Annotated in this window: 12 protein-coding genes; 3 read left to right on the forward strand and 9 right to left on the reverse strand. The window is 74.2% G+C overall.

From position 1 onward, the window contains the following. The first annotated feature begins 197 nt into the window (after window positions 1–197). The 3 genes from AC4IJH_RS18355 (at window position 198) to AC4IJH_RS18365 (ending at window position 4129) form a co-directional block, all read left to right on the forward strand. Window positions 198–1745 carry an MmgE/PrpD family protein gene (locus AC4IJH_RS18355; protein ID WP_490852820.1) on the forward strand — a complete coding sequence of 516 codons (1548 nt, stop codon included), beginning with the start codon at window positions 198–200 and terminating at the stop codon, window positions 1743–1745. A gap of 89 nt (window positions 1746–1834) precedes the next feature. Continuing rightward, window positions 1835–3334 carry an HAD-IB family hydrolase gene (locus AC4IJH_RS18360; protein WP_490852821.1) on the forward strand — a complete coding sequence of 500 codons (1500 nt, stop codon included), beginning with the start codon at window positions 1835–1837 and terminating at the stop codon, window positions 3332–3334. A 12-nt stretch (window positions 3335–3346) separates the two neighbouring features. After that, window positions 3347–4129 (forward strand): SCO6745 family protein, encoded by a 783-nt coding sequence (locus AC4IJH_RS18365; protein WP_490852822.1) that lies wholly within the window; start codon window positions 3347–3349, stop codon window positions 4127–4129. Between the two features lie 17 nt (window positions 4130–4146). Here AC4IJH_RS18365 and AC4IJH_RS18370 read toward each other — a convergent pair whose 3' ends face one another. The 9 genes from AC4IJH_RS18370 to AC4IJH_RS18410 all read right to left on the reverse strand — a co-directional run bounded on the left by AC4IJH_RS18370 (window position 4147) and on the right by AC4IJH_RS18410 (window position 13735). Next, window positions 4147–5076 (reverse strand): CPBP family glutamic-type intramembrane protease, encoded by a 930-nt coding sequence (locus AC4IJH_RS18370; RefSeq protein WP_490852823.1) that lies wholly within the window; start codon window positions 5074–5076, stop codon window positions 4147–4149. 120 nt (window positions 5077–5196) lie between these two features. After that, on the reverse strand, window positions 5197–5922 hold the full coding sequence (locus AC4IJH_RS18375) for a GDSL-type esterase/lipase family protein (protein ID WP_490852824.1): 726 nt from the start codon (window positions 5920–5922) through the stop codon (window positions 5197–5199). After that, entirely contained in the window at window positions 5919–6986 is a 1068-nt protein-coding gene (locus tag AC4IJH_RS18380; RefSeq protein WP_490852825.1) for a ketoacyl-ACP synthase III family protein, read from the reverse strand. Before AC4IJH_RS18380 ends, AC4IJH_RS18375 begins: the two co-directional genes overlap by 4 nt. 42 nt (window positions 6987–7028) lie before the next feature. After that, complete coding sequence (locus tag AC4IJH_RS18385; protein ID WP_490852826.1) at window positions 7029–7295, reverse strand: acyl carrier protein; 267 nt, start codon at window positions 7293–7295, stop codon at window positions 7029–7031. A gap of 65 nt (window positions 7296–7360) precedes the next feature. Then, entirely contained in the window at window positions 7361–8854 is a 1494-nt protein-coding gene (locus AC4IJH_RS18390) for an amino acid adenylation domain-containing protein (RefSeq protein WP_490852827.1), read from the reverse strand. Continuing rightward, complete coding sequence (locus AC4IJH_RS18395; protein WP_490852828.1) at window positions 8851–10011, reverse strand: acyl-CoA dehydrogenase family protein; 1161 nt, start codon at window positions 10009–10011, stop codon at window positions 8851–8853. The genes AC4IJH_RS18390 and AC4IJH_RS18395 overlap by 4 nt, the downstream gene beginning before the upstream one ends. A 45-nt stretch (window positions 10012–10056) precedes the next feature. Beyond that, on the reverse strand, window positions 10057–11253 hold the full coding sequence (locus AC4IJH_RS18400; RefSeq protein ID WP_490852829.1) for a cytochrome P450: 1197 nt from the start codon (window positions 11251–11253) through the stop codon (window positions 10057–10059). A gap of 180 nt (window positions 11254–11433) precedes the next feature. Continuing rightward, a complete protein-coding gene (locus tag AC4IJH_RS18405) occupies window positions 11434–12981 on the reverse strand; it encodes an AlkA N-terminal domain-containing protein (protein ID WP_490852845.1) in 1548 nt (515 codons plus the stop codon). A gap of 76 nt (window positions 12982–13057) precedes the next feature. Then, window positions 13058–13735: an MFS transporter gene (locus AC4IJH_RS18410; RefSeq protein ID WP_490852830.1), complete on the reverse strand. Its 678-nt coding sequence runs from the start codon at window positions 13733–13735 to the stop codon at window positions 13058–13060. Window positions 13736–13993 lie beyond the last annotated feature (258 nt).

Here is a 13993-nt window from a genome sequence, read left to right on the forward strand (position 1 = left end):
TTACTGGTATGTGACCCTCCGTTATGAACACCCAGCGTTCCGAGGGGACGCTGCTGGGTAGGGGGCCGGGGCGAGGCGGTTGATCTCAGCGGGATTTCAGGGTGATCCGGGACAATGGAATTCGGTGAAGGATTCCCGCAATTGCCCAGAACGCCGTCGGCCGCGGCGGACCATAATCCTGTGCGAGGTTGTCACCCATGGCGAATGCGAACGCCCCGGCGGACGTGGGGACCTCACTCACCGGCGCCCTGGCGCACTGGGCCGCCAGGCTGCGCTACCAGGATCTGCCCGAGCGGATATCCGCGTACGCCACCAGCCAGCTCATCTCGCACCTCGCCGTGATCCGGGCCGGCGCGGCCCACCCCCTGGGCCGCACACTGATCCGCGCCTACGGGTCACCGGCCACCGCCGACCCCGACCGGGCCGCCTACGTCCTGTCCGCGCTCTCCGCGTGCCTGTACCTCGAGGACAGCATGTACGTCGGCCATGTCTCGCACTCCACGGTCGGGGTACCGCTCGCCTACCGGCGCGACCAACACCTCACCGGGCAGCGGCTGCTGGCCGCGATGGTCGCCGCCAACGAGTGCGCCGCCAGGGTCACCGCCGCCGCCACCCTGGGCCCCTTCCGCGGCCAGACCGCCTCGCACGCCCAGCTCGTGGGCGCCGTGGCCGCCAAGCTGCACGGCGCGGGGGCGCCCGCCCGGCAGTGGGTCCACGCCTGGGGCCTGGCGCTGGCCGCGCCGCCGTGGTCGCTGCGCCGGGCCTTCCTCGGCAGCGACGCCAAGGTGCTCTCGGCCGCCGTACCGGTACGTACCGCACTGGACGCCTGCGCCGGGGCGGCCGCCGGGCTCCAGGGCGCCGAGGACATCCTGGAACACCCCGGCGGACTGCTGGCCAAGGTCGCCGAGGTCGCCTCGCCCGAGGTGGTCACGGCGGGGCTGGGCACCCGCTGGCACACCGAGACGCTGTCCTTCAAGGTCCACCCGGCGGGCGCCTACGTCGACGCGGCCATCGACTGCGCCGGCGAACTCCACCACCGGCTCGCCGCCGAATCCGCCGTATCTGCCGCATCCGGCGACTCGCACGGCACCGCGGCCCGGATGGCCGAGGACATCGAGGAGGTCGTGGTCAGCGCATCGCGGCTGACCATGGCCATGGACAAGGAGGCGGCGCCCTACCTGGACCGCGAGCGCTCGGCGATCCTCGCGCTGAACCTGTCCGTCGCCTACAACGTCGCCACCGCCCTGGTCACCGGCTCGGTCACGGCCGAGGACCTGGCCGAGCCGGCCACCGCCGACCCCGCGCGCTGGGCGCTGGCCGCGAAGGTCAGGCTGGAGTACGACCGCGAGCTGAGCCGCCGGCTGCTGGGCGCCACCGCCCCGCTGGGCGAGGCGCTGCGCCAGGCCGAGGGGCGCGCCCAGGAGTGGCTCACCGACTTCGCGGGCGGCCGGGCCGTGGGCGGACTGTTCCCGCCGGGCGGCCCGAGCGCCTCCTTCGAGAACGCCACCAAGGCGATCGGCGCGGGCATCACCGTCGTGCTGCGCGACGGCCGCAGGCTGAGCGCCGCACGCGGCCACGCGGCCGGTTCCGCGGGCCCCGAGACCCGCCGCGGCCACCGCGCCATCGCCCGGGGCAAGCTCGTGGCCACCGGCGTGCCCCCCGACGTCATCGACACCCTGGAGCACGCCCCCGACCTGTCCGCCCGCCAACTGGACGCCGCGATCAGCGCGGCGCTGCTGCCGTGACGGCCGACGCACCGCGCCCGCGCCTGCGCACCATCAACTCTTCTGTCCCGCACGGCACCTGCGCAACGCACGGCGAAAGGATCGGCCCCATGGCGCCGCGGCAGCACGTACGGGCGGCCTTCTTCGACGTCGACGAGACACTGATCTCCGTCAAGAGCATGTTCCGCTTCCTGCGCCACCACCTGGCGGCGACCGGCCGCCCGCCGTCCGCGTACACCGAACTTCTCGACCACTTCCGCTCGCTGGCCGCGGCCGGGGCCTCCCGCGCCGAGCTGGTCCGCGTCTACTACCGGCTGTACGCGGGCCAGCCCGTCGCGGAGCTGGCCGCCCAGGGCCGCGAGTGGTTCCGGCACGAGCAGCGCGGCGGGCGGCTCTTCCTGCCCGCGCCCCTGCGGGCCTTCCGCGGCCACCACCGCGCCGGAGACCTGACCGTACTGGTCTCCGGCTCCTTCGCGCCCTGCCTGGACCCCATCGCCCAATGGCTGGGCGCCGCACGGGTGTTGCGGGCCAGGCCCGAGAGCGTGGACGGCTACTACACCGGGGAACTGGCCACCGCCATGATCGGCCACGACAAGGCCACCGCCGCCCGCGGCGTGATGCGCGACCACCGGATCCCGTGGTCCCGGTGCTACGCCTACGGGGACCACGCCTCGGACCTGCCGCTGCTGCGGGCCGTCGGCCACCCCGTGGTCGTGGGGAGGGACCCGCACCTGAGCGAGCACGCCGCGGCGCACGGCTGGCCGCGCCTGCCCGGCGTGGAGGACGGCGACGCAAACCCGCCAGACGGCCGCCCCGCCGCCTGCCATCATCGATCCGCTTCGGACCACGACGCGGCAGGCCCCCTCCCGCTGCCCCGTACCCGCCACACCCTCCCGTCCGATCCCCAGCAAGGAGCTGTCGGCATGACAGAGCCCCATCCGTACGCGGCCGAGGCGAGCGACCCCCATCTGCTCGCGCCCGGCGACGGCGCCCGGCTGCTGTCCGGCGCGCCCTGGAAACGCCTGGTGGTCATCGGCGACAGCGGAGCGGAGGGCGTCACCGAAGAGGTCTCCGGCTACCGCCATCTGACCTGGGGCGAGCGGTTCGGCGCCGAACTGGCGCAGGTCGTGCCGGGCCTGGTCTCCCTCAACCTGGGTCGGCGCAACCTGTGCGCCGCCGAGGTGCGCGCGTCGCAGCTGGCGCCCGCGCTGGAATTCGGCCCGGACCTCGCCGTCGTCTTCTGCGGCGGCAACGACCTGCTGCAGCGCACCTTCGACATCGACGCCACCGAGGCCGAGGTGACCCACATCGTGCGCGCACTGCGCGATGCCGGCTGCACGGTGGTGACCTCCGGCCTCTTCGACATCACGGTCTCCCCGTACGTCGCCGAGCGCTACCGCACACCCATGAGTGAGCGGATCGCCGCCTGGTCCGAGCGCACCCGCCGGCTCGCCGCCCGGCTGGGCGCCGTCCACCTGGACCTGCCGCGGCACCCGGCGGGCACCGAGGAGATCTTCAGCACGGACGGCCTGCACCTCAACGCGCGCGGCCAGGCGATCCTGAGCGCCGAGATCGTGCGTGCCCTCGCGGCGCACCTGCGCGAGCGCTGAGGGGAGCGCGCGATGGAGGACGTAGGGGAGTGGGTGCGGGCCACCAAGGACGACATCCGCCGCCTGGGCGGCTCGTTCATGAAGAGCCCCGAGGCCCGGCAGGCGGCACAGAAGCTCCAACTGCACGGGTACGCGCACTACTTCGGGGGCCGCTCCGGGGTGCTGGGCCCGGCGGGCCCCGAGGTGGTGGCGGCCGTCTTCGGCTTCTTCCCGGCGCAGTTCGTCGCCCGCCACCACCGGGCGGCGCCGACTCCGGAAGCGGCGCGCGGGGCCGCGCTGGGATACGTCCGCTGCGCGCACCGCTGGGGCCGCCGCTGCCTGGCGGGCTTCGAGGGCGCCGAGCGCCTGGCGGAGCTGCTGGAGTACGCCGTGGACCGCGCCGAAGCCCCCGGCCTCGCCCTGTTCGCGGGCTGGCGCGCCCTCCCGCTGCCCGACGACGCCCCGGCCAGGGTGGCCCAACTCGCCCATGTGCTGCGCGAACACCGCGGCGGCCGCCATCTGACCGCGGTCCTGGCGGCCGGCCTGAGCCCCGTCGAAGCCGTACTGACCCGCGACAACGGCCCGGCCCGCGCGGCCTTCCTGGGCTGGCGGCCGCCCCACCCGCCCCTGAACGCCCACACCTACGCCCGCCGCGCCGCAGCGGAAGACCTGACGGACACGCTGACCACCCCCGCCTACACCGCGCTGACCCCCGTCCAGCGCGACGAACTGGCCCGCCTGCTGCATACCGCCACCGCCCTCGCCCTGACCCGCCACCGCGCCACCACGACAGCCCGGCAGCCCGCCGCCCGGTGACTCTCCGGCCAGCCCCCTTATGAAGTGCCGGGCCCGGCAGGCGAGTTGATACGCCCCGCGTAGCGGGAGGGGCGCAGCCGCCCCGTCAGCGCCAGGAAGGCGACGAAGGCACCCATGGCGATCCAGCCGGGCCAGCCGTTGATGCCCATGTGCAGGGGATCCAGCGCGGCCTGGGGGTCGGCGAACTGCCGGACCATCGCCATGCTCACCGTGCTCGTGAACGCATGGCCGAGGACCGCGGGCAGCACCGAACCCGAGCGCAGCCGCAGCCAGGTGAAGACCGGCATGGCCAGGACGCAGCTCACCACCATCGCGGGCACCGACACGTACCAGGGGTGACCCGGGTACTGCCCGCCCATCAGCAGCGTGGGCAGATGCCACAGCGCGAAGGCCGTTCCGGTGAGGACGTACGCCCGCAGCAGGCTCGCGCGGCCCTCGTCGCGTACCAGGCGCGGGAAGAGATAGCCCTGCCAGCCCAGTTCCTCACCGAAGAACAGCGGCAGCGAGATGAGCATCTGCAGCACGGCCGCGGCCGCCCACGGGCCGAGCCCGCTCCACCACACGCCCGCCAAGGGGTAGTGGCCCGCGAGGGCGGAGAGGGCCAGCGCGGCCGCGGTGAGCCCGGCCGGGACCGCCAGGGCCAGCAGGCAGGCCCGCAGCCCGCGGCCCCAGGGCTTCGGCCACCGAAGGGCCAGCGCGTCCCGTATCCCGCTGCCGTACTCGACGAAGCGGACGGCGAGCACCGCGGCGAGGGCCGGGGCGAACATCGCCGCCGCGATACACGTCTCCGCCAGCGAAGCGGCGTCCTCCCGGGCGTCACCGCGCTGGTAGCCGTCGAACAGGAGTGGCGACATCGCCACCCACATACCGACGTAGGCCACGCCCAGGTAGACCAACAGGCTGTGCCGCCGATGCGCGAGCGGAAGGGACCGGGCAAAGATCGTCATGCCGGGGACGCTACGGGGCCGGGCGGCGCCGCAGAATCCGGCTGGGTGCAGCTTGCGGTGGGGGAATGCCCCAGCGGCCGTACGGGGGTTATCCCCAGCAGCCAAGGCCGCTGGGCCGGTTCAGACCCCCGTCACCAGGCGCGCCGCGAGCCGGCGCAGGATCAGGGCCGTCGCGAGCGCGTGGCCGCGGCTGTTGAGGGTCGGCGTGGCCGTGCTCCACAGGGCGTGGCCGGTGCGGCAGCGCGGCAGATCCACGTAGACCGCGCCGTGCCGCAGGGACACCGCCTCGGTGCGCTCGGCCAGGAAGCGGGCCCGGGAGCGGGCCGTGGCGGCGGGTGCGGCCGCCTCCGGAGCGGTGGTCTGCGGCGCGCCCAGGGTCACCACCACACAGCCGGTGTCCCGCAGCGGGGCGATCATGCGGCTCAGCTCGGTCTCCACGACGTACGCGTCGAAGCACTCGCCGCGCATGTCCGTGCCCCCGCACGCGATCACCGCCAGATCGGGCTTGAGGGAGAGGGCCTTGGCGAGCTGCCGGGAGCGCACATCGGTGGCCAACTGGCCGCGCCGGCCCAGGTTGATGTACGCCAGCTGCGGCTGGGCGCCGCGCAGCGCGTCCGCGACCCGCTCCGCCCACGGCGTGGGGTCGAAGCCCGCGACATGGTCCCCGCAGCCCTCGGCCGCGCCGTCCCCGACCACCACGAAGCGGCGCCAGGGGGAGCGGGCCAGCAGCCGCCGGCCCTCGCCCTCGTCCAGACAGTACGGATCGGTGACCTCGGCGGACGGCGCGGGCACGGTGGCCGCGGGCGCGGCCCGCAGGTCCTTGGGTGGGCGGTTGCGGTTCGTCATGTGCCGGATATGCCCAACGTCTGCGCGTCGGGACCCGACCAGTCGGGCACGTCCTCGATCCGTACCACCGCCGTCGTCCAGCAGTAGCCGATCCCCACCCCGAGCAGCAGCACCAGGTCACCGGGGCGCAGCCGGCCCGCCTCGAAGAGGTGGGTCAGCCCGGCGAACTGGTCGCCCGCGCCGAGGTGCCCGGCCCGCCGCCCCCAGTCCCACAGCGTCCGGTCCAGCTCGATCTTCAAGGGCGCCAGCAGCTGCCAGCTCAGCAGCGGCTTGCCGAGGTTGGGCAGCACGATGTGCGCCATCTTCGACAGATCGCTCCCGGCGTCGGCCAGGACCTGCTCCACGTTGTGCACCACCCCGTCCGACAGCCGCTCCACCACCTGCAGGAAGCCCTCCTTCTGCGCGAAGCGGATCTTGCGGCCGCGCAGGTCCAGCGGCTCGCCGTCCAGGTGCGGGGCGTCGGTGAACCCCCGTTCCGTATCACGGTAGAGCGACTCGAAGGTGGGGTCGGAGGAGGTGTGCGTGGCCACCACCCGGGCCGGGCCGCCGCCGCGCGCGAGCACCAGCGCCGTCGCGCCGTCCCCGAAGGCCAGCCCCAGATCACTGCTCCACCGGTCGAAGCCGGGCCGGCAGAACCGGTCGCCGGTGGTCAGCAGCGCGGCGCTGCCCGCGGGCCCGGCCAGCAGGTACGGGATCGACAGGTGCAGCGCGGCCATCCCGCCGTCACAGGCGTGGTTGAGGCCGATGGACGGCGCCTGGCCGCCCAGGACGTGCTGCTGGACATAGGTGGCGGGCGTCCACAGGTCCTCGCCCTGGTGGTAGGTGTGCGCGTGCAGCAGCAGCGCGATCTGCCGGGCGTCGCGGCCGCTGCGGGCCAGCGCCTGCCGCCCCGCCGACACCGCCATCTGCACCGCGCTCTCCCCCTGGGAGGCCAGCGCGGACATCAGCTCGTTGTCCGTGAACTCCTGCGGGGAGTACCGCCCTTCGGCGACCGCCAGCTCGGCCGGTTCCGGCGGCGGCAGCCGGGTCCCCAGCCCGGCGATGAAGATGTCGTTCCAGCGCACAGCTCTCCACTCCCTCGATGGATGGCCTGCCGGGCAGCCCGCTCAGGCGACCGGCCGTTCCTGAAGTCCGAGCACCATGTGCGCCAGGTTCTGGATGGTGCGGAAGTTCTCCGAGCGCATCTGCTGCGGCGGCACGGCCACACCGAAGCGCTCGCGGATGAAACCGACGAGCCGGGTGGTGTTCATGGAGTGGAGAATCCCCCACTCCAACAGCGGGGAGGTGGAGGTGAGTTCGGCCGAGGCGTCCCCGTCCAGGAACTCCTCGCGGATGTGGCGTTCGAGTGCGTCCATGACCGAGGTGAGATCCATCGGGTGGTGGCTGCCTTTCGGTTGCGGTGGCTCTGGTACGCGGTGGCCCGTGTCCAAAGCGGTCTTTACGACGGGCGGGTGGCGGCCGGGCGGGCCGCGGTCCGCAGCAGGACCCTGCGGTCGGTCTTGCCGTGGAGCGTGCGCGGCAGTTCGGGTACGGTCCGCAGCGCGTCGGGGATCATGTAGCGGGGCAGGAGCTCGGCGCAGTGCCGCTTGATGGACAGCAGCCCCGGCGGGGTTCCGGCGGGCACCACCACCGCCACGATCCGGGCGGCCGGGCCGGCGCCGTCCACCAGCACGGCCACCTCGCCCACCCCCGGGTGGCGGGAGAGCGCCGCCTCGATCTCGCCCAGCTCCACCCGGTGGCCCCGCACCTTGACCAGGTGGTCGCGCCGGCCCACGAAGTCGAAGCCGCCGTCCGGCCGCACCCGCACGATGTCACCGGTGCGGTACGGGCCCTGCTGCGCCGGCCGGCCCCAGTAGCCGGCCATCACCGTCGGCCCCGACACCAGGAGTTCGCCCTCCTCGCCGGGCCCGGCCCACCGCTCGTCCTCGGTGAGCGCCCACACCCGGTCGCCCGAGCACGCCCGGCCGATGGGCAGCGGCGCCCCCGCCAGGATGTCCCGCGCGCCGACCTCGTGGAAGGTGCACACATTGGTCTCGGTGGGCCCGTACAGATTCAGGAAGCGGACGCCCTTGAAGTGCTCGTACAGCCGCGCCAGATGCTCCATGGCGAACGGCTCGCCCGCGAAGACCAGCGCGCGCAGATCCTCGGGAGGCGGCGCCTGGCACAGGCCGCCGTCGCGGAGCATCAGGACCAGTGCCGAGGGCACCGAATACCACACGGTGATCCGCTCACCGGCCAGGAAGTCGCACAACTGCCGTGGCGCACAGGCCATTTCGGAGGGGATCAGATGGACCGAGGCGCCCGCCAGGAAGGCCACGTACAGATCCAGGACCGACAGGTCGAAGCTGAAGGGGGCGTGGTTGGCGAACCGGTCCTGGCGCCGCGCCCCCAGTTCGCCCGCCGCCCACCGGATGAACGCCAGGGCGTTGCCGTGGGTGATGCACACGCCCTTGGGCTCGCCGGTGGACCCCGAGGTGTAGAGGATGTACGCCAGGTCGTCCGGGCCCGCGGGCGCCACCTCCGGCGGGCCGGGCGGGGCGCCCGCGGGAACCCCGTCGAGCAGGTGCAGCGGCGGCATGTCGGCGCCGCAGGAACGGAGTTGACCGGCGCGCCGGGAGTCGGTGACCAGGAGGCCCGCGGAGCAGCCGCGGGCGATCAGGGCGGTGCGCAGCGGCGGGCTCGCCGGGTCCACCGGCACATAGACCGCGCCCAGCCGCAGCACCGCCTGCATCACGGCCACCGCGGCGGCCGACTTCTCCATCCAGATCGTCACCCGCTCGCCGCGGCACACCCCGCGCCCGCGCAGCTCGTGCGCCAGCACGTTTGCCGCCCGGTCCAGTTCCGCGTACGTCAGCGCCGTACGGGCGTCCGCCACGGCCAGGTCGCCGCCCGCACGCCGGGCGCTGTCGCACACCAGTGAGGCCAGGTTCACAGCCCGATTCCCTTCGCGACGATCTCGTGCTGGATCTCGTTGGTGCCCGAGAAGAGCCGGGTGGGCAGCACATCGCGCAGCACCTGCTCAAGGCCCTCGTCGGCCAGATAGCCGCGCGCCCCGAAGATCTGTACGGCGTCCAGCGCCGCCTGGACCGCGGCGCGGGACACCGCGAGCTTGGACAGCGCGCTGTCCACCGCGTCCGGCTGCGCCGTGTCCAGCCGGAAACAGGCCCGGTACAGCAGCAGCCTGGCCGCCTCCAGCTGGAGCTTCATCTCCACGATGCGGTGCGAGACGGCCTGGAAGTTCGCGATCCGGTGGCCGAACTGACGGCGCTCGCGGGCCCGGGCCACACAGCGCTCCAGCACCCGGTCCAGCAGCCCCACATAGCCCGCGAACAGACAGGCCCGCTCCCAGGCCATGGAGTGCTGGAAGACCGCACCGCCCTGGCCCTCCTCGCCGAGCAGCGCCGAGGCCGGCAGGCGGCAGCGGTCGAAGCGGACGGCGGAGGCGCGGCAGGTGTCCAGCCCCATCTTCGCCAGCGGCTCGCCGACGGTGAGACCCGGTGTGCCGCGCTCGACGACGAAGGCGGAGATGCCCAGGAACCCGGCGCTCGGGTCGGTCACCGCGTAGGTGACGAACACATCGGCGTCCGGCGCGTTGCTCGCCCAGGACTTGACCCCGCTCAGCACGTACTCCTCGCCCTCGCGCACAGCGCGCGCCGACAGCGCGGAGCTGTCCGAACCCGCCTGCTCCTCGGTCATGGCGTTGGCGGCGACCAGCGTGCCCGCGCACATCCCCGGCAGCAGCCGCGCGCTGACCTCCTCCCGCGCGAAGGCCGCGATCGGCACGGCGCACGCGAAGAGATGGGCGCTCGCCGCGAACACCAGCCCGGTGTCCGTACAGCCCCGCCCGAACGCCTCGATCAGATGCGCGGTGTCCAGCGCCGTCCTGCCGCCCCCGCCGTAGCGCGCCGGGACGCAGGCGCCCAGCAGCCCCAGCCCGCCGCAGCGCCGCCAGGCATCCCGCAGATCGGACTCTCCGGTGGGGAACCCGGCCTGACCGCGCGGGAGTTCACGCGGCGGGAACTGTTTGCGTACGGCCGCGAGCATGTCGTCGTACTCCTCCTGCTGGGCAGGCTGCCAATCCAGAAACATCTGACCTCGCTGTGGCTGGGGTACGGGTGGGTGCGGGGCGGCCGGCTACCAGGCCACGGGCAGCTCCTCGATCCCGCCCAGGTGCGCGTGGGAACGCCAGCGCAGCTCCTCGAAGGGCACCGCCAGCCGCAGATCCGGACAGCGCGCCAGCAGCCCGCCGAGCGCGATCTCCAACTCGGCGCGGGCCAGCGCCGATCCGACGCAGAAGTGCGGGCCGAAACCGAAGGCGATGTGCGGGTTGGCGCTGCGGTGCAGATCCAGGTGGTCCGGGTCGGGGAACACCGCGGGGTCGCGGTTGGCGGTGCTGATGGACGCGATGACCGCGGTGCCCGCCTCGACGGTGCCACCGCCCAGCTCCACATCGGCGGTGGCGATCCGCAGGAAGGAGCCGTCGCCCGGCTCGTTGAGCCGCACCAGCTCCTCCACGGCCTGCGGGAGCAGCGCCGGCTCCTCGCGCAGCTCCTTGAGCGCCGCCGGGTTGCGCAGCAGCGTGACCACCGCGCCGCCCAGGGCGGTCACCGTCGTGTCGTGCCCCGCCAGCAGCAGGATCACCCCGAGGCTGACCAGCTCGTTCTCGGTGAGCGCGCCGTCCGCCTCGCGGGCCTGCACCAGGGCGCTGAGCAGGTCCTCGCCCGGCTCGCGCTGCTTGGCCCGGATCAACTCGGCCAGATACGCCCGCATGTCGTTGTTGGCCCCGGCCACCTCCGCCGGCGGGTACTTCGCGTACGACACGAAGCGATCGCACCAGCTGCCGAACCTGTGGTGGTCGGCGTACGGCACCCCCAGCAGATCGCAGATCACCTTCAGCGCCAGCGGGCGGCCCAGCACCTCGTTGAGGTCGGCCGGCGGCCCGCCGCGCTCCATCTCCTCCAGCAGCGCCGTGACCTGCGCCTGGATCGCCGGGCGCAGCTGCTCCACCCGGCGCCGGCTGAACTCCCGGTTGACCAGGCCGCGCAGCCGGGTGTGCCGGGGCGGGTCGATGCTGATGATGCTGTCCTGGTCGGGCTCGGCGACCTGGGAGCGCGGCGCACCGGGCTCGAAGAGGGCGTCGCGGCTGAACCGCGGGTCCGACAGCACCGTGCGCACGTCCTCGTACGCCGTCACCAGCAGCGCGGAAAACCCCGTGGCCAGGGTGACCGGACAGACCGGTTCGGTGCGCTGGAGCTCGCTGTACTGCGCCGGCGGGTCGGTGACGGTCGCCCGCGGCGCGGGATAGGTCAGACGGGATGGCTTGGACGACATGTGCGGCAGGCCTTTCGCCGGGCACCGGACAGGCACGCTCAGAAGGTGAGTTGGCGGGAAGGTGCTCCCGATCCGGCGCGTCCTCCGGGCCGGCGGTTCCGCGGTGCCGGCCCGGAGGCCCCGCGCCGCTGCTACGGTCGCAGCCGGCGGTGAGACGTCGCTGAGATCTCCCGGAGAGGCCTATACGTCCTGCCGCCCGGCCCACAGGTACTGCAGGGCGTAGGACCGCCAGGGGCGCCAGGCCTCCGCCCGGTGTTCGGTCAGGGGCGGGCGGCGGTGGGCGGCGCGGCTGCCCAAGTCCACGGGCAGGAAGACGTCCGGGTCGCCCAGGGCCCGCATCCGGATGCGGGCCGCGGTGTGCGGCCACAGGCCCTCGACCTTGAGCAGTTCACGGGTGGCCTCGTCGCGGTCGGCGCCCGGGTCCAGGAACACATCGCCCGCGGTCAGCGCGGTGGCCAGCCCCCGCAGCACCTGCCCGCGGGCGTCGGTCCCGGCCCGGTCGACCGGTTCGGCCAGGTCGGCCGGGGCCCGCTCGGCCAGGGACGCTGCGGTGGGGAAGGTGTGCGTGATCCGCCCGGTCTGCCGGGCCAGCGGCGTGCCGTAGCGCTCCACCAGCCGCGCCGCGTCCCGCCGGGCCCGCTCACGGGGCACGCCCTGCCCCAGCACGGCCCGTACCGCGTACTCCGCCGGGTCCGCGCAGCCCGGCACCCGGCGGCCCGGCGCGCGCGCCACCAGCGGCGCCAGCAGCGGGTCCTGGGCCAGCACCTCGTCCACCGCCCGCGGGTCCGCGTCCAGGTCCAGCAGCCGCCGGCAGCGCTGCACGGCGACGGCGAGATCGCGCAGGTCCCGCAGGTGCAACTCGCAGCGTACGAAACCCCGTTGGTCATCGGCCCCGGAGCGGGGGGGCCGGCGCCCCCCCCCCGCCCCCTTGGCGGCGTCGACCGCGGGGCCGTCGACGGCGTCGGGTGAGACGCCGACGACGGCGGTGCCGTGCGGGAGCACCAGCGACCTGCGGTAGACGCCGTCGGCGTACTCCTCGACGCCCGGCACCGCCTGCGCGCCCAGGTGGGCCAGCAGCGCCGGCAGATCCAGCGGCGTACGGTAGGGCAGCCGCAGCACCACACCGCTGCCCCACGGCTGCGGGGCGGCACCCGTGCGCGGCCGGCGCGGCGCCGCGCGCGTCCGCAGCTCGGTCGGGGTGAGCGCGAACACCGCCCGCATGTTCTCGTTGAACTGCCGGATGCTGGAGTAGCCCGCGGCGAAGGCCACCTCGCTGACGAGCAAGTCCGTGGTCTCCAGCAGCATTTGGGCGGTGCGGGCGCGCTGGGCGCGGGCCAGCGCGAGCGGACCGGCGCCCACCTCGGCCACCAGCTGCCGCTGGAGCTGGCGCTCGCTGTAGTTGAGCCGGGCGGCCAGCCCGCTGACCCCCTCCCGGTCCACCAGGCCGTCCGCGATCAGCCGCATCGCGCGCCCGGCCAGGTCGGCACGGCTGTTCCACTCCGGCGAGCCCGGGGTCGCGTCCGGGCGGCAGCGTTTGCAGGCCCGGAACCCGGCGGCCTGCGCGGCCGCCGAGGTCCGGAAGAAGCGCATGTTCACGCGCTTGGGAGTCATGGCGGGGCAGGTCGGGCGGCAGTAGATGCCGGTGGAGGCCACACCGATGTAGAGCAGCCCGTCGAATCGGCTGTCCTCGCTCAGTGCGGCCCGGTAGCAGAGTTCCTCGTCCGGCATCGGTCCGCCGGGGCCCCGCCGCCCGTCCGGGGGCCTGCGGGCGTCAGGGGTGTGCATCGCGGGGTCCGTCCCTTCGTCAGTGCGCGCCGCGTCCAGGTCGGGGACGCAGCCGGGCCGGAAGGCTCAGCGGGCCCCGGAAGAGGAACAGGTCCCGCTGCGGCGGGTCCTCTTGCACCAGTGTCATCCCCGGAGCCCGCCGCAGCAGCGCCCGCAGCGCCACATCCATCTCCATACGGGCCAAACGGGAGCCCGGACAGTGGTGCGGGCCGTTGCTGAACACCGGATGGCGCGGGGCGCCCGGCGCGCGCCCGCAGTAGCGCCGCAGGTCCAAGCGCCCGGGGCCGGTGAAGGCCGCGGGGTCGCGATTGGCCGCGCCGGGCATCAGCACGATCCCGTCGCCCCGCCCGAAGCGGCGGCCGCCCAACTCCCGCTGCCCAAGCGCCACCAGTGAGGCCGGGATCATCGCCGCGGCGCCCGCGCCCTGCACCGCGCGGGCCACCAGCAGCACCGGCGGACTCGGCGCCAGCGCGCACAGTGGCGACGCCGCGGTGAACACGCCGACGCCGCCGGTGTACAGGGCACGCCGCCCCATGACGTCCGCCAGGCGCCCCGCCGGTGCCAGCGGAGCGGCGAAGACCACGGCGTACAGGGGGATCACCCAAAACAGGTCGGCGACCGACGCGGACGCGAACGTCCCGCGCAAGTCGGCGACCGCGAGGTTGGCGATCGTGGAGTCCAGGATCGCGAGGAACATGGCGCCGCAGGACAGCAGCGCCACCACCGCACAGCCCGGCTGCTTGGCCGGTCGGTCGTGGGCCTGGGGCGCGAGAGCTCCTCAAAGGCTCGGTGGACAAGCACGACCGGCCCGGCTTCGCGGTCGCGGCACCGGTCGCGCTGTCGTGGGCCGGCTCGCGTTCGTGCGGCACCGGGTCGGCGCGCCTCCACGGCCGGCCCGGTCCCGGGAGTGCGGCATCGCAGGATGGCGGCCATCGTGACAGCGGCGCCGAAGCAC

Source organism: Streptomyces sp. UF-297 (assembly GCF_058245575.1).